Raw genomic sequence first — 22,195 nt, 5'->3', positions numbered from 1 at the left:
TGATGTAAACAAGGCACACTTCTTTGACAAAGAAACCACTAAGGCAATTGTTAATTAGTAATTAATTATATTATAAAAACTATACACCTAAATCATAATTGAAAAGAGCAAATCTTCGCGGAATTTGCTCTTTTCTTTTTTCTTCTGTTACCGCTAACAAAAAAATATATCCATTGCTTGTGAAAACGCTTTCTGATAAACTACATGAGTAGAGAAAATGATACAAAATTGAGGAGTTTTTTATGAATAAGAATGATCGTTCAAGAAATATCGCTAAAGTAACTTTTGTTTGTACATCTGCTGTTTTGAGTTTATGGCTAGGATCAAATTACTTTAATCAAACAGTCAAGGCTGCAGATTCAGATCAAACAGTTCAGACACAAATAACTCAAGATGTTAAACAAAATGAAAATACCAGTGAACCTAAGGAATTATCCGATACGCGGACTGTAAAGGATGAAACTAAAGTTGTTATTCACTACGATGGTGACGGCAGTAAATGGGATCCTTATCTTTGGGGAAAGAAGCCTAATGGTTCAGGTCAGCAATATCAATGGGAAGGTAAAGACGACTATGGTTACTACACCACAGTTGATCTCAATGGGAGTTATTCAGAAGTAGGTGCCTTAATCAAAGGTAAAGATAGCTGGGACAAAGATGGTCAAGGACAAGATAGAACTATTGATGTGTCAACTAATGGTAAGGGTGAAGTTTGGTATAAAGAAGGCATAGATGAAGCTCAGCAAGTAACACCAGAATATAAACAAGCTAAGATTAATATTCATTATCATGGAAATGCTAGTGCTAATGCTATCAACGTTTGGACTGATAAAGATAGTACTAAGATAAAGCATAACTTGGACGGTAGCGGTAAAGAAAGTGAAACTGGTTCATTTGATCTTTCTTCAGAAGCTGGATTCAGTAAAATTTTTGCATCTCCAGTTGATGATGATACACTAGTGTCAGAATTTACACCTCTTCCAGGCAATGGTGTAACTGATATTTATCTTGTTGCAGGCGATAAAACAGCTTATTACACCAAGAGTGCATCACTAAAACAAGAAAGTTTATCATCAGCTTCAATGGAAAATGCTAATACTGTAATAATTGAATCAGGTAAAGCAATGACCGCTGATGAAGCTAAAGCTAATTTGGCAATGAATGGTAATACTATTACTAATGTTGAAGCAGTAAATGCCGATGCCGAGGGCAAAAGTTTAAAATTCAAAATTACAACTAAGGAAGAAATGGATCTTATGAACAATAACGAAATTTCTTTTAAAGGAAATATGAAACAAATTGATATCGGTAATTATGTACGCTCAAAAGAATTTGATGATAAGTACTATTATTCAGGTGATGATTTAGGTGCAAATTATACCGAAGAACAAACAATTATTAAGTTATGGTCACCTGTCGCTAAAGAAGTTACTCTTAATCTGTATGACAATTTAGATAATAACAGTAAGGCAAGTAAGAGCTATAAGATGGTTCGTGGAGATAAGGGCGTTTGGAGCGTTTCCCTTCCTGGTGACTATAAGAACTGGGCTTATGACTATTCACTCACTTTCGGTAATGGCAAGACTAGTCAAAGTAATGACCCATATTCTAAGGCAGTGACTGTAAATGGTGAAAGAACTGTAATCGAAGATTATGATGCGATAAAGCCAAATAACTTCTCACGTATGCCTGCATTTTCACAACCAACTGATGCGATAATCTATGAAACGAGTGTGCGTGATTTTACTAGTGATAAGAATTCTGGAATTAAAGATAAGGGTAAATATCTAGGGATGATCGAATCTGGCGTGACTGCTGATGGTCAGATTACAGGATTAGATTATTTGAAATCGCTTGGTGTTACACACGTCCAATTAATGCCAATGTACGATTTTGCTAGTCTTGATGAAACTAGCAGCAATCTTGGCTATAACTGGGGTTATGATCCAAAAAACTACAATGTTCCTGAAGGTACTTACTCAAGTGATGCCAAGAATCCAACAGCTAGAATCATTGAAATGAAGCAAATGATCGATGGCTTGCATAAAGCTGGTATTCGTGTGGTCATGGATGTCGTCTATAACCACGTTTACAATGCTGATGAGCAAGCTTTGAACAAAACAGTTCCAGGCTATTATTTCCAATATGATGCTGAAGGACATAGCACTAACGGTACTGGCTGTGGTAATGACGTTGCTAGTGAAAGAAAGATGGCACGTAAGTACATCGTGGACTCAGTGAAATATTGGGCTAAGAATTACAATATTGACGGCTTCAGATTTGACCTAATGGGAATTTTAGACGTTGATACCATGAATGAAGTTAGAGCTGAATTGAATAAGATTGATCCAAGCATTCTTGTTTATGGTGAAGGTTGGGACATGCGCCAGACCAATCATGATATCGGTGCTGGTCAATATAATGCTGATAAAGTTGATAAGGGTATTGGCTTCTTCTCTGATGATATCCGCAATGCAATTAAAGGTGCCGAATTTGGTGGACTTTCTAAAGGATTAGTTGAAGGAAATGGCCAAGAAGCAAATTATGAAACAAATGCTCGTAATTTCATCGATGGATTTTTAGGTGGACAAAATTATGGCAAGACTGTTCATCATCCTTACCAAATTCCTAGCCAAACTATCAATTATGTAGCTTGTCACGATAATAGAACTTTATATGATATGATCAAGGCTTTGATGCCGGATGAATCAGAAGAAAATATCATTAAGAGAGACAAGTTGGCAACTTCAATGGCAATGCTCGCTCAAGGCATCCCATTTGTTCATGCAGGTCAAGAGTCTTTGCAAACTAAGAATGGTAATGAAATTAATTGGAAAAGAGTAAAAGAAAATTCTGGTTTAGTTGATTACTTTAAAGAATTAGTTAACTTGCGTAAATCTGAAGCTGCATTTAGACAAGATAATTATGGTCAAATTGACAAATCAGTTAAAGTTGTAAATGCAGGTGACAAGGGAGTGTTTGCTTTTGAATATATCAGCGATAATGGTAGAAAGTTACTCGTTACTTTCAATGTAAATGATGCTCAAGCTGATTTTGATAAGATTGATTTATCAGGTAAGAAGAAGTTACTTGATAGTGATGGACAAACTGAATTAGGCAAGGATACTTCATTGATGCCACTGAGCACCTTAGTTGTGGAACTTGAAGCAGGAAAGAGTGAAGAAAAGCCTACTGTTCCAGGTGAAAATGAACCTGATCATGTTGATCAACCAACTATCAATAATGATGTAACATCAGTAATTGATAATAATACAAATTCAAGCGTTTCTAATCCAGTTCAAAATATCAAGCAAATCACTTTAACCAATAATGCTTATGTTTACCAAAAGGATGGAATTACTAGAGCCAATAATTTAGTCTTGAAGGTTGGTACTGTTATCTCAGCATGGAACAATGGCCAAGCTGTTATGATTAACAATAAGAAGTTCTACCAAATTGGTGAGAATCAATTTATCAAGGCAGCAAATACCATTAGCAGAAAGACCTTGATTCACAATAGTTTTGTTTATAACAGACAGGGCAAGGCTGTGAGAAAGAATCATAGGCGTGTACTCTTGAAGAAAAACAAGATTATCACTCCGATGAATTATGGCCAGATTACAACTATCAAAGGTAAACAATTCTATCAAATTGGCGAGAATAAGTTTGTTAAAGTTGTTAACACAAGAGACGTAAGATAAAGAAATTAAATGCAAAATGAGAACTAAGAGTTATATGACTTTTAGTTCTCATTTTTTATTTTGGAGTATTTTTTCTTTTTTTCTTTTTTTACTTTGATATAATGTTTAAAGATGTTTTAGAACATGTGTGCTGATTTATAAATAGAGGTATCAGTATGATTTCCAAAAAGAATTAGAGGTTAAAATTATGGTTTCAATTCTATTATGGATATTTTTGGCCGATTGATTATTCTTAAAAATAGTCAATTCACTGTTTTTGTAATTCAACGCATATTATTAATATCCTAAAATATTTTTACAAATTAGCTTGCAATAACAAAATTATAAGAGTATTATTAAAGAAATTCCAAAACACATATCTGAAAAGAAAGGAGAAAAATACTATGTTAAGTTCTTTAAATTTACGACGAGTACAGGGTTCAATTGCCTACGATCTGAATAATGAAGAATTTTCACATGGTATGTTTCTACCCTGTACTTTTCGCAATCTCCAATTGTAATTTATAATTAATAATTCTTTACTTATTCTTTTTAAATCGATGGCAGTTAACCCTTAATTAATTGTCATCGGTTTTTTTTGCACTTTTTTGCAAATTTTTTGAATTAAAAGGAATAAGTTATGGATAGTTCAATTTTAAGTAAACAATATCAAAAGCCTGCATTTAATATTCTTGCTGATGTTTGTGCTAAGGCAGCAAAGATGAATAATGTAATTGATTTGTCAGTTGGTGATCCCAACTTTACTACCTCTCAAGAAATTATTGATTATGCTTTTGCTAAAGCGAAGGCGGGAATGACTCATTATACAGAAGCTGAAGGTCTACCCGAATTACGTCAAACTATTTGTGATTATTATGCAAGTAAATACCAAACATACTTCGACAAAGATCAAGTATTAGTTACAATTGGAGCTCAGCATGCCTTATTTATTGCTTTAGAGGCTTTACTTGATCCTGGAGATGAAGTGATTATTCCACAGCCAGCTTATCCACCCTATATCAATCAAGTAAAAATGGCTAATGGCACTCCTGTCATTATTGATGGCCAGTCAGATAATGATTTTAAGATCAATGTTGATGAAATTTCTAAAAAAATAACTCCTAAAACCAAAGCAATTATTATCAATACTCCAAATAACCCAACCGGAAAAATAATTTCAGATGAAGATGCTCAAGCTTTAGCTAATGTTGCTATTAAAAACAACCTTTTAATTTTTAGTGATGAAATCTATTCAGATTATGTTATGCCAGGATATCACTTTTCCCCGATTACCAAATTTGCTCCTGAAAATGGTGTGATTGTTAGTGGGATGTCTAAAAGCTTCGCAATGACTGGATGGAGGATTGGCTATCTAATTGGTCCTGATTGGTTAGTAACAGCGGCAAATGAAGTCAACGATGCCGTGACTTTTGTTGCACCAACAATGTCTCAAGAAGCAGCAATTTATGGTTTGAAACACTATGAAGAAATAGTACAACCTTTAACTAGCGCTTTTGAAAAACGTATATTGTTTCTGCAGATCGAGCTAGCCAAAATTTCTTGGCTAAAAGTTATTCCTGTTGAAGGTAGTATTTATATTTTCGTTGATATTAGTAAAACCGGTATGGATTCTACAGAATTTGCTGATCAGCTTCTTGAAAAAGCGGGGATTTTGGTTGTTCCAGGCGCAGCTTTTGGTAAATGCGCTAAGAAATTTGTAAGAATTGCGGCGACACAGCCACTTGAAACGTTAGAAGATGCTGTAAAAAAGTTAAAACAGATCAATTGGTAAACGAGGAATGAAAAATGAAAATTATCATGTATTCAGTTTTAGAACCAGAGAAGAAATATATTAATCAATGGTCTAAAGCTAAAAATATTGAAGTTAAGTGTGTCAAAGAGAATTTGAATTCAGAGACGGTCATAATGGCAAAAGGATTTGATGGGATTAATTTTCAACAAATACATCCGCTTGAACCAATTGTTTACCAAAAGCTTCATGAATATGGTATTAAACAATTAACAGCAAGAATGGTTGGTTATGACATGATTGATCTAACGCTGGCTAAGAAATATGACTTAATTGTAACCAATGTTCCAGCTTATTCTCCTCGAGCGATTGCTGAAATGGGTTTAACTCAAGCAATGCGTTTAGTTAGAAAGCTTGGGTATTATGATCAAAGAATGGATAATTTAGATTTTCGCTGGGCTGGTCTTGAAAGCACTGAAATATATAACTTAACTGTTGGAGTAGTAGGTGCAGGGCATATAGGAGGAGCGACAGCACAACTTTATTCAGCTCTAGGCGCAAAAGTGATCGCTAATGATCCAATTCATCGTGTAGAGTTAGCTCCATATCTTGAATATACTGATTTCAATACTTTATTAAAGCAGGCAGATATAGTTACAATTCATACGCCATTGAATGATTCGACTAAAAATTTATTCAATAAAGCTGTTTTTAAAAAAATGAAGTCAACATCTTATTTGATTAATATGGCTCGTGGCGGCATTGTTGAAACTTCAGATCTAATTGAAGCCCTACAGACTAAAGAAATCGCTGGTGCTGCACTTGATACCCTAGCTGATGAAGGTCAGTTTTTTGAGAAAAAGGCTCTTCCAGAAGAAATTCCTGAAGATTACAAAATTCTTCATGCCATGCCAAATGTTCTACTCTCTCCTCATAGTGCTTTTTATACTGATACAGCTATGAAAAATATGGTTGAAATGGGACTAAATGATGTTGCTGCAATTGTTGAAGGTAAGCGACCACAATTTCAAGTCTTAGATAATTAATGGATAAATATAAGGTGGAAAAATGAAAAAGACTAAAATTATGGCCTTGATTATGGCTATTCTAATGATATTTACAAGTGTATTTTCTCTAAGTGGAACGGCTTATGCAGCGAGTTCAACTAGTAAAAAGAATGTAGCAGAAGGAACTGTCTTAAAGAAAGTTAAACAGACAAAAACATTGGTTGTAGGAACTTCTGCAGACTATCCTCCAATGGAATTTACTACCAGTAAAAATGGTAAGACCGAATATGTCGGGGTTGACATAGAATTAGCTAGAGAGATTGCTAAAGACTTGAACGTAAAACTTGTTATTAAAAACATGAATTTCGACTCATTATTGGTTGGTCTAGAAACTGGAAAGATCGACATGGTTATTGCTGGAATGAATGCCACTCCTGAAAGAAGAAAGAGCGTAGATTTTTCTAAAGTTTACTACAAGCCAAATGGTGAATACTTCCTTATTAATAAAAGAGATAAGAATAAATACACTAATATTAAATCTTTAGCTGGCCAAACCGTTGGTACGCAAACTGGTAGTTTGCAATACACAATGGTCCAAAAGCAGATGAAGAAGAGTAAGCTCAAAGGCTTGTCTAAAGTTAATAATCTGGTTTTGGCTTTACAATCAGGAAAAATGGCTGCCGTTGTTTTAGATGAATTAAATGCAAAAGCATATGCGGAAAACAATTCTAATCTATTGGCAGTTAAGTCAGATTTACAAAGACCGGAAGTTGGTAACGCTGTTGCTGTAGCTAAAGGACAAAGCGATTTTCTCAAGCAAATCAATAAGACAATTGCTAAGGCGAACAAGCAAGGATTGATTACTAAAAAGTACTTACCAGAAGCTGCTAAGTATATGAAGACTACCCAAAAGACAAACACAATGAGTAGATACTGGAATTACTTCGTTACTGGTGTGGGCTACACATTAATTATCACAGTTTTCTCAGTAGTAATTGGTATTGTGCTAGGGATGATCTTAGCCTTAATGAGATTATCAAACAACAAATTGCTTCACTGGATTGCTGTTTGTTATATTGAATTCATTCGTGGCACTCCGCAAATGGTACAGATTTTGTTCGTTTACTTCGGTGTAGGGATGTTAATTTCTAACTTATCTGCATTAGTTGCGGGGATTATCGCCATTGGATTAAATTCAGGAGCCTATGTGGCAGAAGATATTAGATCAGGTATTGATGCTGTAGCTAAAGGCCAGACTGAAGCTGCAAGATCATTAGGTTTGAGTCAGAATAAGACTTATAGATACGTAATTATCCCACAAGCTATTAAAAATATTTGGCCTGCATTGGGGAATGAATTCATTACTTTATTAAAGGACAGTTCATTAGTATCAGTAATTGGTGTAACTGAATTAATGTACCAAACAGAATTAGTTCAAACATCAACTTATAAGGGTGTTTTACCATTATTTATTTGTATGATGATCTACTTTGTAATGACTTTTATTTTGACAAGAGTTTTGAATTACTTTGAAGGAAAGATGAAGAAAAATGGCTAAATTGATTGAAGTAAACCACTTAAAAAAGAATTACGGCAATACTGAAGTATTAAAAGATATTTCTGCAGAAGTTGATCAAGGACAGGTGATCTGCATTATTGGTCCTTCTGGAGCAGGGAAAAGTACTTTTTTACGTTGCTTAAATGTATTAGAAAAGCCTAATTCAGGTCAGATATTGTTTGATGGGCAAAATCTTGTAAGCCTAAAAGATGGCAAAGAGTTAGATCAATTACGTGAAAAAATAGGTATGGTTTTTCAGAACTTTAATTTATTTTCTAATATGAATGTTATAGAAAATATTAAGCTTGCACCAATGAAGGTCAAAGGTGTGAGTGATAAAGATGCTGAAAGTGAAGCATTGAGTTTATTGAGTAAAGTAGGATTGAAGGATCATGCGCAGCAGTATCCGGCTAGTCTTTCTGGTGGTCAGCAGCAGCGTGTAGCGATCGCGAGAGCATTAGCAATGCATCCTGAAGTTATGCTATTTGATGAACCGACTAGTGCGCTTGATCCGGAAATGGTTGGTGAAGTTCTGACTACAATGAAAGATTTGGCTAAGTCAGGGATGACCATGGTTGTAGTGACACATGAAATGGCTTTTGCTCGTGAAGTAGCTGATCAAATCTGGTTCATGGCAGATGGTTATTTGCAAGAAAAAGGGGTTCCAGAAGAATTCTTTGACCATCCTACTAGTAAACGTGCACAGGACTTTTTGAATAAAGTCTTGTAATTAAATGAATTAGCTGAATTATTAAGGAGTTAAGACTAAACTTTAGTTGGTCATAACTCCATAACTCCTATTTTTATACTTTGATTCATTATTGCAATCTCGAAAGAATGTTTATAATTAACTTATGAAAATATAAGTTTACAGTGAGGAATGAAATAATGAAAAAAGTTCTAAGTTGGCCAGTATTTTATGAATTATCTGAAATTTATACTGCACCACTAAACATGATTTGGTTCATGTTTGCTACAGCAATTGCATATCAGCAGTATCATTTGATCAATTTGATTAATGTTTTATTATGTTTTGCGTGCGTTTTTTTATTCGATTTAGCGGTGAATATCGCTGATAATTATTTTGATTATTTGCACGGTAAGGATCAGCATTTTTTGAAGAAAACAAATCCGATTGGTAGATTGAAGTTATCTTTGCCAGCAGTGAGAAATTTAGTCATCATATCATATCTTATTTCTATAATTCCTGGATTGATTTTAGTTTATCGTACTGGTTGGCAAATACTCGTTTTGGGGATGGTTGGCTACTTCGTTGGCATTTTCTATACAGCCGGTCCTAAACCTATCAACGCAACTCCGATTTGTGAGGCAGTAGTTGCGTTGTTCATCTCGACTTTTATCAACATTGTTGGTGTCTATGTAAATATTTACGATACTTATCAGATAAATTGGCAATTAATAGGGATAATTGTTTTAAGAGTTTTGCCATTAACGTTGATTATGTACGCTTGTCAGTTAGGGAACAATCTGTGCGATTTAGAAGAGGATCTTGCCAATGGTAGGAAGACTTTGGTTAGTTATATTGGTGTAAAAGATGCACTTAAGCTTGATAAAGCGATCGTGATTACTGCAATGTTGCTGCCGATATTATTAGTAATTGTTAGAGTTATGCCATGGCCAATTGTTTTTTCTAGCATTTTGTTACCATTATTGATGCCACAATTTAATCGCTTTTTTACTAAGCCGGATAAGCAAACAACTTATTTGTTATTAGTTAAAAATGGGTCGATTTTTCTAGTAGGTTATATTTTGTTATATACAATATTAGTATTTCTATAAGAATATATAAAAAGGTGACACCGTGTCTTCTTTTGCACCTGAAATTTAGGTATTATTAATTGTGAAAAAATTATAAAGATAAAGAGGAAAATAGATATGGAATACTTGAAACTTCTAGGAATTTTGATAATAATTATTGGATTCGTCCTGAAGTGGGATACGACAGCTGTGGTTGTTATCGCAGCCATTGTAACCGGCCTTTTTTCAGGAATGAATCTTCTCGATTTACTCAGTACAATTGGCAAAAGTTTCGTTGACAATCGAATGGTTAGTTTATTCTTCTTAACGCTACCAATGATCGGCTTGGTCGAGTCACATGGGTTAAGACATTATGCAGTTGATGCGATTAAGAAAATGAAAAAACTTACGGCTGGACGAATTTTAAATATTTATTTATTAATTCGTGAACTTGCTGGTGTTTTCGGAATCTCGCTTCAAGGTCAAGTACAATTCATCAGACCAATTATTGCCCCGATGGTAACGGCGGCTGCCGAAGATCAAATTGATAAGAAACTCACTACTGAAGAGACTGACTTGCTTAAAGGAAGAAGCGCCTCTATCGAAAACTTTGGTAATTTCTTTGCCCAAAATCTTTTTGTGGCATCTTCTGGCGTTTTGCTAATTTCTTCAACTATGCGCTCATTAAAGTATGATGTGGATCCTGTTCAAATTGTTGTAAATACAATACCAATTGCGATTATCACATTTGTTCTGGTATTTCTTTATAACTTGTACCTTGATCATCAAATGAAGAAATGGGAGGAAGCCTAATGCAGAGCACAATCAATCTTTTATTAGAAATTTTTTATGCATTAATTGGCTTATTTATGGCAATGGCAGGCATCGAAACCTTGCGTGATAAAAGCAATAAGGCAAGAATTGGAACTTTTACCTTTTGGATTTTTCTTGCTGTAATTTTTGCCTTTGGAAATTTGATTCCAAATTATATCACTGGTTTAATGATTTTTATTATCGGTGTTTTGGCATTGTTTAAGCAAATTCAGGTTGGAAAATTACCAAAAATAAATGAAAAAACTGCTAAAGAGGGAGCAAAACGGCTTGGCGCTAAAGTGTTTTTACCAAGTATTGTTCTTGCTTTAGTTTCAATCTTAGTTGCTGAATTCACGCCTCTTGGTGGACAAGTTGGCATTGGGATTGGAGCAATGTGTGCCTTGATTTTGGCGGTATTTTTGACACGGACCAACGAAAAACAGGTGTATACTGACTCACAAAGAATGGTTAGAAGCGTTGGTGCGGCAGGAGTTTTACCCCAATTGTTGGCCATGCTGGGCGTTGTCTTCACCACTTGTGGCGTCGGGAAATTGACTGCAGATATGTTCAGCCATATTTTTCCAACTGGAAATCATTTGTTGGGGGTAGTACTCTACTGTGTATCAATGGCGCTGTTTACATATATCATGGGTAATGCCTTTGCAGCTTTTGCCGTAATTACAGCAGCTATTGGCATTCCATTTGTAATTGCTCAGGGTGGAAATCCGGCCGTTGTTGCTGCAATTGGAATGACATCAGGCTATTGTGGAACGTTGTTAACGCCAATGGCTGCTAACTTTAATACATTGCCTGTTGCACTTCTTGAAATGAAGGATCAGATGGGCGTAATTAAGCAACAAGCTCCAATCGCAATTATTTTATTGATTGTTCAAATTGGTTTAATGTACTTTTTAGCATTTTAATGAGAGAAGGAAATTATCAATGAAAATTTTAGTAACCGGATTCGATCCGTTTGGTGGAGACAAGATTAACCCAGCAATTGAAGCAGTAAAAAGATTGCCAGATACAATTGCTGGAGCGGAAATCGTGAAGCTAGAAATTCCTACTGTTTTCAATAAATCGGCTGACGTTGTGAAAGCTGCGATTGAAAAGGAACATCCTGATTATGTTTTAAATGTTGGTCAAGCAGGCGGACGTTATGCATTAACACCCGAGCGTGTTGCAATCAACCTTAATGACGGTCGTATTCCTGATAATGATGGATATCAACCATTGGGCGAGCCGATTCATGAAGATGGTGAAACTGCGTACTTTACTCAGTTGCCAATTAAAGCTGAAGCAAAGGCAATTAGAGACGCTGGACTTCCTGCAGAAATTTCAAACACTGCGGGTACCTATGTCTGCAATCACATTTTCTATCAGGTGCAATATATGAGAGCAAAAGAATTTCCTAACATCAAGGCGGGGTTCATTCATATTCCATTCTTGCCGGAACAAGTAGTGAAGCGTCCAAGCACGCCATCAATGAACTTGGGTGATATTGTAAAAGGTTTGACTGCAGCGTTAACCGCGATTGTTGAACGAGATGGCAAGGGCGATATTGTTGCTATTGAAGGACATAATCATTAGGTGATTAAATGAAAATAGAGATTCCAACTATGAACGGATTTATTCCGGATTGTTATAGTAAATTTGCTGATCAAAAAATTGAAGGAAAGCCTAGTAGATCTTTCCCCATTTTTATTACTGATGCACCAGATAATGCAAAGACTTTAGCTGTATATTTTAGAGACTTTGATTCAGTTCCAGTTTGTGGATTTACTTGGATTCACTGGCTTGCAGCCAACCTTTCAGTTCAAGATGTTCCAGCTAATATCAGTCACTCTAATAATAACTTTGATTTTGTTCAGGGAAATAATAGCAATATCAGCAAGTTTTTGGGTGAAAATGCTGGTCCAGTTGAAGGCTATACAGGTCCAATGCCACCGGATAAGACACACTATTACACCTTAACTGTATATGCATTAGATACAAAACTTGATCTAAAAGAAGGCTATTGGTTAAACGACTTTTTGCGTAAAATGGAAGGTCATGTAATTGACAGTGCTACCATTTCAGTTCCAAGTAGAGCAGAATGATAATTTCTCTGAAAATATTTTTAAATCATGTTAAAATATAAAAGAAAAGGAGCTAGTGAAGGGCTAGTTCACTAACTCCAATCGCAATTAACATGTGACTATTTGGTGTAGCTAATCGTTATGACGATTAGCTTTTTTGATAACGAAAAAAACGTCGACCTTCAAAAAAGATCGACGTTATTATTTTTGCTAATCACTTGCAGGGTGAGGTGCAGTATGTCTGGTAGGAATCATGAATTGACTGAACATGAATGAACTATGTTCATTATAATCAGGATCGTAACTGGCTACTCGTTCAGGATATTCACCGTAGTCACCCCAATAGATGTAATGCTTCGTACCTTGGATGCGGAAGTAAAGTTGAGGATCACTTAAGCTATTGTCAATTGCAGCCTGATCCAGTTTAACAGTTGTACCAGCCTTGCAAGTTTCTTTTAATTCATCATAATTACTATTGTATACAGTTCGATCAGTTAATAGCTTAACGGTAATTGGCTGTCTAGTATACAAAATCATGCCGTTAGCACTAATTACACTAGAAGCTGGAACATATCTGTTAGTGCCAACTTTGAAATAATCATTTCCTTTAATTTTTGTGAATTTAAAAGTTGAAGTTTGATTATTTTTATAATTAGGACTGGTGTAATAGAAGTATTTACTATTCTTATTAGCTTTTTGCAACTTGGAATCAGTAGTTAAGACTGAATGATTTGTGAGTTTTTGGATTTTTTGACCACGATTATTGTATGCATAAGTGTCTTTACCCAAAGCTATAACATACTTGCCATTTAATCGAGTCGCATAAGAAGTGCGTATGTACTTGTTAGTACCAATTTTTAAATAACTTTCTGGTAAATTATAAGCTGTGTTGCCACCGAAACTGAGTAAAACGGGTGATTTAAAAGTAGCCTTGATGTTGGCACTCTTACCGCGATAGGTCTTTAGCTTTTTACCATTGCTATCAACAATCGTAGTATTCTTGACTACTCTATATTGGAACTTGCTGTTCATTCCATTGGTTGCTGAAGCTAAAATGTAGCCGCCATCTCCTAAAGAAGTATAGGTTTTCTTATTTATTTGTTTGGCTTGAACGGCATAGGCATTACGGTATGTTTTACCATTCAAAATTAGAGGATTACCATAATAATTAACAGTGCTGCCAGCTTTTAAGGTGCTTTTCAATTCTTTACCGTTCTTATCAAAAGTAGGAATAGTTCGGTTATTATTGTTAATCAATTTAGCACTTGTGGTTGTTGCAGCGTTGACTTTTTCTGGCGTTAGATTGCTAACAAAAGTCAATGACCCGACTGATATCAGTGTTGTGATAGAAGCCAGAATAATTTTTTTGACTAATTTCATTGAAAATTCTCCTCGTAAAATACCTGATTAATTACTGAATTTTATAATCACCCTCATTAAAGCACTTGCAAATGTGTAAAGCAAATATGAGTGATATTGATTACACGAAAATAGAATTTTTATAGATTGAATTAGGAAAAATAGCTGAGTCATAATAAATAAAATGAACATGTAAGCGTGTTAATATAAAGGTGAAGATAGATCAATTAGACTAGAAAGGAAATAGAAATGACTGATCAAGAGATTCTTAATAAGATTGAAGAAAGAATTAAGAAATCTGAAAATTGGAATATTTATCATCACTTAACCGATAATTTAGGGCATCCTGCATTAATGTTAGAGGAAAATTGTTCTAGATCTGATCACCAAGGCGTAAGTATTGACGTCTTCAATGGTCGAGCTTATGTTTTTTTGGATAACGGAACGCCGGCAGAACCAGGTAGACCATTCTCTGTTCAGAAGAGTCGAGATATTGTAGCATTAGTTGATTTATTAGATATTGTTCGTCCTTATGTTAAAGAAGGATAAATGAAAAAGGAGATGAAGTTAATTGAAAACTTTGTCTTCTATTTTTTTAGGCTAATAATGTTTTTTATAGAATACAAAAAATAGCAATAATGTTTTTTATAGAATACAAAATCAATGAAATGATGATAAAATATTTTATATAAAACAAAACCAAAAATTTCTTGATAATATTTTTTGTGAAAAACAGTGGAGCGATAACATGATCATTACACGTGACAAATATATGAATTTTTTGAATGAATTTAAAGACAACGAAGCAATTAAAGTGATTACAGGTATTCGTCGCTCAGGTAAGACATTTTTGATGAATATGTTTATTGACCATCTTAAAGAAGAAGGAATCGATGAAAGTCAAATTATTTATATTAATTTTGAAGACATGGCATTCAATACGATAAAAAATGAAATAGATTTATATAATTATGTTCATACTCATGAAAATAAAACCAAGAAAAATTACTTATTTTTTGATGAAATTCAAAATGTAAATAATTGGGAAAAAGCAATTAATAGCTTTCGGATCGATATGGACGCAGATATTTATATTACTGGCTCAAATTCTCACTTATTATCAGGTGAAATGGCTACTTTATTGGCAGGCAGATATGTGGAATTAACAATATATCCATTGTCGTTTAAGGAATACTATGATTTTAAAAAAGGCGCACCGCAGACAGCGTATAAACTGTTTACTGAGTATCTTGTCGATGGAGGTTTTCCTGCAGTAGATATTGCGCCAAGTGATAATTTAAAGACAGCGCTTAAGCATGGGATCTTCGATTCTGTTGTCTTACGCGATATTGCACTCCGAGCTAATACTAGAGATGATAAAGCAATTGTAGCAATTATTGAATATTTAATGGGAGAGATTGGCAGTCCCATTTCAGCAACAAATATTTCTAATACTTTAAGAAGTAACGGCTTTAAAACAACAACTGCAACTGTAATTTCATATTTAAACTTGTTACAGCAATCGTATCTTTTTTATGCAGCTAAAAAATATGACATTCGTGGTAAAAAAATGTTATCTACTTTGGGTAAATATTATGTTGCAGATACTGGGCTTAGAAATACTCGATTGAACAAAAATTACCGTGACAATATCGGACATCAAATTGAAAATGTGGTTTATATTGAACTTCTTAGAAGAGGATATACTGTTGATGTTGGTGACTATTCTGGTAAAGAAATTGATTTTATTGCTAGAAAAGGAGAAGAGGTTGAGTATTATCAAGTAACTGAACATTTACCTGAAAATGATACAAGAGAAACGGATAATTTAAGATATATTCCAGATGGATATAAGAAAGTAGTGCTGTCTTTATCACAGTTTGATGCAGGTAAGGTTGATGGAATTGATGTGCAGTATTTAATTGATTGGTTATTAGAAGAGTAGATAACGACAAAGAAAAAAGAATTATCTCACTTCATAAAGGTGGATAACTCTTTTTTGCGTGTAATTATTTTTCAGTAATTCCACTCATAATCTGAATACGTATCAACTGATAATCAAGCTCTTGATTAGTGGATTTAATATTAAACATTTTTTGTGCAAGAGCTAAAAAACGTATCTAGAAGAAACGAGTTGACGTCATCTAGATACGTTTTCTTTTTTATCTTAAATATTGTGGATCAATAAAATTATCAATTACCTTTTGAACCTTTGCAGAATCATCATATTTCTTAATCATATTCAAGAAGTCTCGACCTGTTGGTTGTTTAAATTGATAAGTTTGACAGTAATCTTTCATTGCAGCATAGAATTTCTTTTCGCCCATGTAGTAGCGAAGGGCGTTGTAAAAGATCGGTGCCATTTCATAATCAACTATGCCTTCGCCGCCGCTATTCTTAGGAAACTCATTCATTGCATAGTTAATGTAATGGCGTTTTTTCATAGAATACTTTGCAACTTTGTCTAAGGTTTCCTTAGATAATTTAATGTTAGTTTTGATGCTAGTTTTCTTTAGAGCTTTACGTACTTTTTTATTCGAAGTCTTAAGTAGTTCATTGCGAACCATCCTGATTGATTTAGAATCGTGATTGTTATAGTCGAAATCTTCGAAATATTCAGCCATACCTTCATCAAGCCAAGGTTCAGTATATTCGTCTGTCCCTAAAGTGCCAAAGAACCACTGGTGAGCAATTTCGTGGCTAACATCTTGAATTAATTCATAATATTTTGGCTTTTTACCTAAAAAGCCTTCGTCGCTAATCATAATTAGGCCAGGATATTCCATTCCGCCAGCTGATGGTTCAAAAACTGCTTCGGTCATATCAAGTTGCTTGTAAGGATATTTTCCGAATTGTTTATTAAAGAGATGGAAAGAATCTACCGCACATTGTTTTGCTAATTGATTATATTTAGCGCCATTTTTGCTAGCAAAGTAGAAATTGTTGATCTTAATTCCATCTGCTTGAGCGTGACTAACTTTGAAACGGTTAGAACATACAATGGCAAGATCGCGCATTTGTTTAGCTTCAATAGTAGTTTTACCAGCTTTATTAGTTGTATGATCACCACTTGCGGCAACTGTATATGACTTAGGTGCGTAAAAAGAAACGTGATAGTTTGTTACGGCGCTGTTGCGGTTCTCACCTTCATCGCTGTAAGGATGGAAGAGCCAGTGGTTGTTGCGATAATCACTCAAATATGGGAAGCAGAATGAAAGATTATAAACTTTGCCGCCCATTACTGGTTGATAGCCGAAACGGTCAGCGCGATAAGGGACATCAGTTATGACGTTGATAGTTACCTTAGTCTTTTCGCCAGGCTTTAAATCTTGAGGTAAGTTGACATAGATACTGCTTTGTTGATCGGCTTCTTTGAAATTAAGCTTTTTATTATTTTCATCGGTAATTGAAGTTACAGTTGTTTTGAGATTTTTATTCTTCTTTGAACGATGTTGATTGTCGTATTTCAAAACACCTGCTGCAATGTTGCGAACGAGCAATTGGTGCAGAGTATTTTGGGAATTATTTGCGACATCAATTGTCACTTTTTCTGTTAACTTGTTTTTTCTCGTGTTCAAGTGAATTTTCATTTGATAATTGGTTGCTTGAACTTGTGGATCTGTATTGACAGTGTCGGCATGAACAGGCTTGACACTGAACACCGCAGTGATTGAAATTGCCGCTATAGTTGCGATAAGCGCGCGGCGAAAATTATGTTTTTTCATTCGTACTCCTCCTAGAGTGTAAAAACTCTTATTTTTAGAATTTTACACCTTTAAAGGGGAGTTGGCACTACATTTAATTGAAGTAATTTTATGGATGAATTTTCAGTACACTGAAAATATCTCGAAAAATCCTTAAAATTTTCTCTATACTGAAAATTATTATAAAAAATCTGGAAATTTTCAGTGTAGAGAAAATTATTATGAAACCTATTGACAGACCATTCTATTTAACAAGGTGAAATTTTATATTTTTCATGGTAGGCATTTCGGGTGCCTACTTTTTTTGAATTTTTGATAAAAATTACACATCAAGATACTACATAAATAATATCAATATGTGACTTGTTATTTCTGTTGATTGCAATAAAATGATATTGTAAGCGATAACAGAATAATGGACTGAAGGGAAAATAATATGAAAAATTATCTTAGTATTGATATTGGCGGTACAAATGTAAAATATGCAGAGCTTGATGATTCGGGACATATCATTGAAAAGGGCAAAGTTAAAACTTTCCATAATAAGGATGAATTTCTAAAGGTTATTGATGATATTGTTGCTAAATATAGCGAAAAAGAAATTAAAGGCTTAGCATTTTGTGCGCCTGGAAAGATTGAACATACTAAAATTCACTTTGGCGGATCATTGCCATTTCTTGATGGTGTTGATTTTGCTCAAAGATATCGTGATCTAGGTATTCCAGTAGCAGTTATTAATGATGGTAAGGCAAGTGTTCTAGCTGAAAATTGGCTGGGTAGTCTGAAGGATATAAAGAATTGTGCAGCGATTACGCTGGGTACCGGTGTTGGTGGTGGTATTATCGTTGATGGTCATCTTCTCAATGGTGCACATTTTCAAGCTGGAGAACTCAGCTTTATGAAATTAAGAGACAGTGATAATGACTTCAATAGCTTTGCTGGTTCCCGCGCTTCTGCTGTTCAAATGATTACGAGAGTTAATGAAAAACTAGGTAATTCTGATAAAACAGATGGCTTAGCCGCATTTAAAGCGATTAATGAGAAGGATCCTGATGCATGGGAAATTTTTGAAGAATATTGTAATCGCGTTGTAAGCATTATTGTGAATGTTCAATCAGTTGTTGATCTAGATGCCATTGCGATTGGTGGCGGCATTTCTGCGCAACCAATTGTAGTAAAAGAGATTAACAGACAATATGATAAGTTGTATGATTCTAGCGAATTAATTAGAATGACCTTTACGCGCCCTCAAATTTTGGATGCTAGGTTTAAGAATGATGCTAACTTGTACGGTGTTTTATATAATTTGTTGCTCCATGTTAATGGGGAGAAATTGTAATGGCAGTGAGTGAACATGAAATTGTAAAACCTGTTGATCCACTAAGTGTTTGGTATTATGTTTTTCACAAAAATGATGCACCTATTTATATTGCACCGCATTGGCATCGCGGAATTGAATTGAGTTTTTTAGTTAATGGAGAAGTAGATGACTTTTTGATTGAAAAACATCACTATACTTCTCATTCAGGGAAAATATTGGTAGTTAACACTCAAGAGATTCATAGCATTCATGTAACAAAAACCGGATTAAGCATATCAATAATTTTTCCGTTCAATTATGTTTCAAAGTTATATCCTGAAATCGATCATCAGTATATTGATATTAATCAATCTGAGAAATTTTCAAATGTGCAGAAACTTAACTATAGTAAGTTACAAGGTATTCTATATGAGTTCATTAGTCTGTCTGAGGATGATAGTCCGCAAAAGAGTTTGAAACAGCAAGCTTTAGTTGATCAAATATTGCTGATATTGCTAACGTATTTTACTAAAGAAAGAAAAAGTAATGACACTATTGGTAAAAGGAAAAATTATGAGATTCAGCGTCTGCAGTTCATTACGCAGTATGTGAATGATCATTATCAAGAAGATCTTAGTCTTACTAAAATTGCCAAAGAATGCTCGATTTCAAAAGAATATTTGTCACGATTTTTTAAGAAGCAGATGGATATTACTGTAGATCAATTTATCTCTAATGTTCGAGCACAGCATGCTCATGAGGATCTACTGTCAAAGCTTAAGACTTTAACAGAAGTTGCTTATGATAATGGTTTTTCTAGTGTTAGATCGCTAAATAGAGCATTTAAAAATTTATATGGGATCACTGCTTCGCAATTTAAGCATAGTAGAGAAAAATAATAATAGAATTAGGTCAATATTAGCCACTTTTTAGTTAATATTGGTCTTTTTTTGATCTTTCTCGCTATGATATTATGTAAGCGTATTCAGAAGAGGAGAAATAAACATGACTGATTCAAAGATTTTAGAAGCTGTTAAACAAATGAGAACTGATTGGAAGAAATCAGATGATAAACGTGATAGTGGGTTGCCACATGATATTCCAGAAGTAAAAAGGATTGATGATCTTCAATATGGTAAAGATCCAAAATGGAATTTGCTTGATTTATATATTCCTAAAAATGTCGAAGGAAAGATCCCGATTATAATTAATATTCATGGTGGTGGTTGGGTCTATGGTACTAAGGAAACTTACCAATTTTATGGCTTAGGAATGGCTAAACGTGGTTTTGCCTTTGTAAATCCAAGTTATATCTTGGGACCAGAAACAACATTTCCGGAAGAATTAGATCAAGTTAACGAATACATTCACTGGGTAGCTGACCATGCTGATGAATATAACTTAGATAAGGATAATGTATTTTTGATTGGAGATTCTGCTGGTGGTCAAATGGCAGAGCAATACACGACGATTTTAACAAATCCTGAATATCGTGAAAAGTTTGGCTATACCTTAACTGATTTGAACTTTAGAGCAGTTGCTTTGAACAGTCCAGCAACTTTTATGCTTGACCCGGGGATGCTCACAGGTGCAGTTAATGCTTACTTCAAGCCAGAAATATTGAAAGACCCTAAAACATTAGATTTATTAAATGTTGAAAAATATATTACTAAAGATTTCTTGCCAACTTTTATTTCAACTGCAAACGAAGATTTTATTCATGATTGTGCAGTGAGATTAGACGGATTTTTAAGAGCAAAAGGGGTCGAAGTTATTCAAAAATCTTGGGGTGATAAAGATAATCCGGAACCTCACGTATTCTTGATTAATCAAAAAGATGATTTGGCTAGTCAAGCAAATGATGAAGAAGCTGAATTCTTTAAAAAGCATATGAATAAATGAAGACAGATGATTTAGAAATGGAGAAATAGAAAATGAAAGAAAAACGGACACAAGATCATTTGATCTTCAAAGTTTCATTATTATCAATTTCAATCTTCTTAATGATGGCACCAGCAATCTCACCAGCTTTACCGTTAATGTATCACGCATTTCCAGGAATTAATCAAGCTGGGGTTGAAACTTTAGCTACAATTCCCAATATTGGTATTGTGATTGGATTATTAATTAGTCCATTTCTGATTAAAATCATTGGTGAAAAAGCTACAATTTTGTCAGGATTAATTTTGACATTACTTGCTGGAACATTTCCGATGTATGCGACAGCATATACACCAATTTTAGTTTCACGTTTCTTAATTGGTGCAGGAATTGGTTTGTTTAATTCACTGGCTGTTAGTTTGATTCCACAGTTCTATGGGGATGATGAAGAAAAGCTAGCAACCATGGTTGGCTTTCAAAATGTAATGGGCGGACTTGGTGCTGCAGTTGCTTCATTCTTGATTAGTTACCTTATTACAATTTCTTGGCATGCTGCTTTTGCAATTTACTTCTTGGTTATTCCAGCATTTATTCTGTTCACAATTTTTGTTCCACTACCACATGCAGTAAAAAGTAATAGTAAACACAATAAAGATAGACAAACTATTAATGGAAAAGTCATTTTGATTTCTGTGTTAATGTTTTTAATTTTCTTATTCTACATGCCAGTAAGTTTCAAATTACCAGCATTAGTTGTAGAAGAAAAGTTAGGTAATGTTAGTGAACTTTCGATTTTGACAGGTATTTTAAACTTAGTAAGTATTCCTGTAGGTGCATCATTCGGTTTCTTCTTTAAGAAATTGCATGATAAAGTCTTTCCAATTGGTTTCATGATTGTCGCAATTAGTTTTGCAATTATTACTTTTGCACCAAATTTTGCAATTCTTGCCAGCGGTAATTTGCTCTTGGGAATTGGATTTGGTTTAGCAGTTCCATATATGTATAATTGGCTTGATTGGTCAGCACCTCAAAATTCAGTGAACTTAGCTACCACTATTGTTTTAGTTTTAGTTAATGTGGGTTGTGCTGTTTCACCAATGATTTTGAACGCCGTAACTTCAAATGCTAAATCAGTAATGCTCATTTCAACAACATTTTTTGTACTATTCACGATTTATGCTTTTGCCCACTACTTCAGAGTTCATAGTGTAAGTAGTAAGAAAGCTTTAGAATAGATAATAATTAATATGACTGAAACTTGAAAGCACTAAAATACACCAGAACCCTCGTCGGTTCTGGTTTTTCCT

At 34.4% G+C, this 22,195-nt stretch carries 18 protein-coding genes; 16 read left to right on the top strand and 2 right to left on the bottom strand.

Annotation, left to right across the window (positions count from 1 at the left end):
* Positions 1-242: 242 nt before the first annotated feature.
* From pulA to FC46_RS07985, 10 genes are all read left to right on the top strand, one after another.
* Positions 243-3,701, top strand: coding sequence for a type I pullulanase (pulA, locus tag FC46_RS08030; RefSeq protein WP_057799588.1), 3,459 nt, complete (start codon positions 243-245; stop codon positions 3,699-3,701).
* Between the two features lie 619 nt (positions 3,702-4,320).
* Positions 4,321-5,472 carry an aminotransferase class I/II-fold pyridoxal phosphate-dependent enzyme gene (locus FC46_RS08025; RefSeq protein WP_057799586.1) on the top strand — a complete coding sequence of 384 codons (1,152 nt, stop codon included), beginning with the start codon at positions 4,321-4,323 and terminating at the stop codon, positions 5,470-5,472.
* Positions 5,473-5,486: 14 nt separating this feature from the next.
* Positions 5,487-6,476 carry a D-2-hydroxyacid dehydrogenase gene (locus FC46_RS08020; RefSeq protein WP_057799584.1) on the top strand — a complete coding sequence of 330 codons (990 nt, stop codon included), beginning with the start codon at positions 5,487-5,489 and terminating at the stop codon, positions 6,474-6,476.
* 22 nt (positions 6,477-6,498) lie between these two features.
* Positions 6,499-7,995: an ABC transporter substrate-binding protein/permease gene (locus FC46_RS08015; protein WP_057799582.1), complete on the top strand. Its 1,497-nt coding sequence runs from the start codon at positions 6,499-6,501 to the stop codon at positions 7,993-7,995.
* Positions 7,988-8,725, top strand: coding sequence for an amino acid ABC transporter ATP-binding protein (locus FC46_RS08010; protein ID WP_057799580.1), 738 nt, complete (start codon positions 7,988-7,990; stop codon positions 8,723-8,725). The genes FC46_RS08015 and FC46_RS08010 overlap by 8 nt, the downstream gene beginning before the upstream one ends.
* A 158-nt stretch (positions 8,726-8,883) precedes the next feature.
* Positions 8,884-9,795 (top strand): prenyltransferase, encoded by a 912-nt coding sequence (locus tag FC46_RS08005; RefSeq protein ID WP_057799578.1) that lies wholly within the window; start codon positions 8,884-8,886, stop codon positions 9,793-9,795.
* A 96-nt stretch (positions 9,796-9,891) separates the two neighbouring features.
* Positions 9,892-10,566, top strand: coding sequence for a DUF969 domain-containing protein (locus FC46_RS08000; RefSeq protein WP_057799576.1), 675 nt, complete (start codon positions 9,892-9,894; stop codon positions 10,564-10,566).
* Positions 10,566-11,489, top strand: a complete 924-nt coding sequence (locus FC46_RS07995; RefSeq protein WP_057799574.1) for a DUF979 domain-containing protein — start codon at positions 10,566-10,568, stop codon at positions 11,487-11,489. Before FC46_RS08000 ends, FC46_RS07995 begins: the two co-directional genes overlap by 1 nt.
* 19 nt (positions 11,490-11,508) lie before the next feature.
* Entirely contained in the window at positions 11,509-12,156 is a 648-nt protein-coding gene (gene pcp / locus FC46_RS07990) for a pyroglutamyl-peptidase I (RefSeq protein WP_057799572.1), read from the top strand.
* Positions 12,157-12,164: 8 nt separating this feature from the next.
* A complete protein-coding gene (locus FC46_RS07985) occupies positions 12,165-12,665 on the top strand; it encodes a YbhB/YbcL family Raf kinase inhibitor-like protein (protein WP_057799569.1) in 501 nt (166 codons plus the stop codon).
* Positions 12,666-12,854: 189 nt separating this feature from the next.
* On the opposite strand, the gene FC46_RS07980 is transcribed toward FC46_RS07985, so the two are convergent.
* Positions 12,855-14,024, bottom strand: a complete 1,170-nt coding sequence (locus tag FC46_RS07980; RefSeq protein WP_057799567.1) for an SLAP domain-containing protein — start codon at positions 14,022-14,024, stop codon at positions 12,855-12,857.
* A gap of 228 nt (positions 14,025-14,252) precedes the next feature.
* Here FC46_RS07980 and FC46_RS07975 point away from each other — a divergent pair, with 228 nt between their 5' ends.
* Complete coding sequence (locus FC46_RS07975; RefSeq protein WP_057799565.1) at positions 14,253-14,552, top strand: hypothetical protein; 300 nt, start codon at positions 14,253-14,255, stop codon at positions 14,550-14,552.
* A 199-nt stretch (positions 14,553-14,751) separates the two neighbouring features.
* Positions 14,752-15,948 (top strand): ATP-binding protein, encoded by a 1,197-nt coding sequence (locus FC46_RS07970; RefSeq protein ID WP_057799562.1) that lies wholly within the window; start codon positions 14,752-14,754, stop codon positions 15,946-15,948.
* Positions 15,949-16,165: 217 nt separating this feature from the next.
* On the opposite strand, the gene FC46_RS07965 is transcribed toward FC46_RS07970, so the two are convergent.
* On the bottom strand, positions 16,166-17,728 hold the full coding sequence (locus FC46_RS07965) for a M1 family metallopeptidase (protein ID WP_057799560.1): 1,563 nt from the start codon (positions 17,726-17,728) through the stop codon (positions 16,166-16,168).
* A 415-nt stretch (positions 17,729-18,143) separates the two neighbouring features.
* On the opposite strand from FC46_RS07965, the gene FC46_RS07960 reads away from it, so the two are divergent.
* The 4 genes from FC46_RS07960 (at position 18,144) to FC46_RS07945 (ending at position 22,123) form a co-directional block, all read left to right on the top strand.
* The gene (locus FC46_RS07960) at positions 18,144-19,046 is read left to right on the top strand and encodes an ROK family protein (RefSeq protein WP_057799558.1); all 903 of its coding nucleotides are present in this window, start codon (positions 18,144-18,146) and stop codon (positions 19,044-19,046) included.
* Positions 19,046-19,906 carry a helix-turn-helix domain-containing protein gene (locus FC46_RS07955; RefSeq protein WP_057799556.1) on the top strand — a complete coding sequence of 287 codons (861 nt, stop codon included), beginning with the start codon at positions 19,046-19,048 and terminating at the stop codon, positions 19,904-19,906. The genes FC46_RS07960 and FC46_RS07955 overlap by 1 nt, the downstream gene beginning before the upstream one ends.
* 106 nt (positions 19,907-20,012) lie before the next feature.
* Entirely contained in the window at positions 20,013-20,909 is an 897-nt protein-coding gene (locus FC46_RS07950) for an alpha/beta hydrolase (protein ID WP_057799554.1), read from the top strand.
* Positions 20,910-20,941: 32 nt separating this feature from the next.
* Entirely contained in the window at positions 20,942-22,123 is a 1,182-nt protein-coding gene (locus FC46_RS07945) for an MFS transporter (protein ID WP_057799552.1), read from the top strand.
* Positions 22,124-22,195: the final 72 nt, after the last annotated feature.

The sequence above is a fragment of the Lactobacillus kalixensis DSM 16043 genome (genome assembly GCF_001434335.1).
GTDB classification, from domain to species: domain Bacteria; phylum Bacillota; class Bacilli; order Lactobacillales; family Lactobacillaceae; genus Lactobacillus; species Lactobacillus kalixensis.
This window is presented reverse-complemented; position numbering and strand designations above follow the sequence as displayed.

Bases quoted from the DNA above. Each gene is read 5' to 3' on its own strand.
- FC46_RS07960 (WP_057799558.1), top strand. From the start codon at position 18,144: ATGAAAAATTATCTTAGTATTGATATTGGCGGTACAAATGTAAAATAT.
- FC46_RS07995 (WP_057799574.1), top strand. From the start codon at position 10,566: ATGCAGAGCACAATCAATCTTTTATTAGAAATTTTTTATGCATTAATT.
- FC46_RS07945 (WP_057799552.1), top strand. From the start codon at position 20,942: ATGAAAGAAAAACGGACACAAGATCATTTGATCTTCAAAGTTTCATTA.
- FC46_RS08010 (WP_057799580.1), top strand. From the start codon at position 7,988: ATGGCTAAATTGATTGAAGTAAACCACTTAAAAAAGAATTACGGCAAT.
- FC46_RS07950 (WP_057799554.1), top strand. From the start codon at position 20,013: ATGACTGATTCAAAGATTTTAGAAGCTGTTAAACAAATGAGAACTGAT.
- FC46_RS07965 (WP_057799560.1), bottom strand. From the start codon at position 17,728: ATGAAAAAACATAATTTTCGCCGCGCGCTTATCGCAACTATAGCGGCA.
- FC46_RS07975 (WP_057799565.1), top strand. From the start codon at position 14,253: ATGACTGATCAAGAGATTCTTAATAAGATTGAAGAAAGAATTAAGAAA.
- FC46_RS08025 (WP_057799586.1), top strand. From the start codon at position 4,321: ATGGATAGTTCAATTTTAAGTAAACAATATCAAAAGCCTGCATTTAAT.
- FC46_RS08005 (WP_057799578.1), top strand. From the start codon at position 8,884: ATGAAAAAAGTTCTAAGTTGGCCAGTATTTTATGAATTATCTGAAATT.
- FC46_RS08015 (WP_057799582.1), top strand. From the start codon at position 6,499: ATGAAAAAGACTAAAATTATGGCCTTGATTATGGCTATTCTAATGATA.
- FC46_RS07980 (WP_057799567.1), bottom strand. From the start codon at position 14,024: ATGAAATTAGTCAAAAAAATTATTCTGGCTTCTATCACAACACTGATA.
- pcp (WP_057799572.1), top strand. From the start codon at position 11,509: ATGAAAATTTTAGTAACCGGATTCGATCCGTTTGGTGGAGACAAGATT.
- pulA (WP_057799588.1), top strand. From the start codon at position 243: ATGAATAAGAATGATCGTTCAAGAAATATCGCTAAAGTAACTTTTGTT.
- FC46_RS08020 (WP_057799584.1), top strand. From the start codon at position 5,487: ATGAAAATTATCATGTATTCAGTTTTAGAACCAGAGAAGAAATATATT.
- FC46_RS08000 (WP_057799576.1), top strand. From the start codon at position 9,892: ATGGAATACTTGAAACTTCTAGGAATTTTGATAATAATTATTGGATTC.
- FC46_RS07955 (WP_057799556.1), top strand. From the start codon at position 19,046: ATGGCAGTGAGTGAACATGAAATTGTAAAACCTGTTGATCCACTAAGT.
- FC46_RS07985 (WP_057799569.1), top strand. From the start codon at position 12,165: ATGAAAATAGAGATTCCAACTATGAACGGATTTATTCCGGATTGTTAT.
- FC46_RS07970 (WP_057799562.1), top strand. From the start codon at position 14,752: ATGATCATTACACGTGACAAATATATGAATTTTTTGAATGAATTTAAA.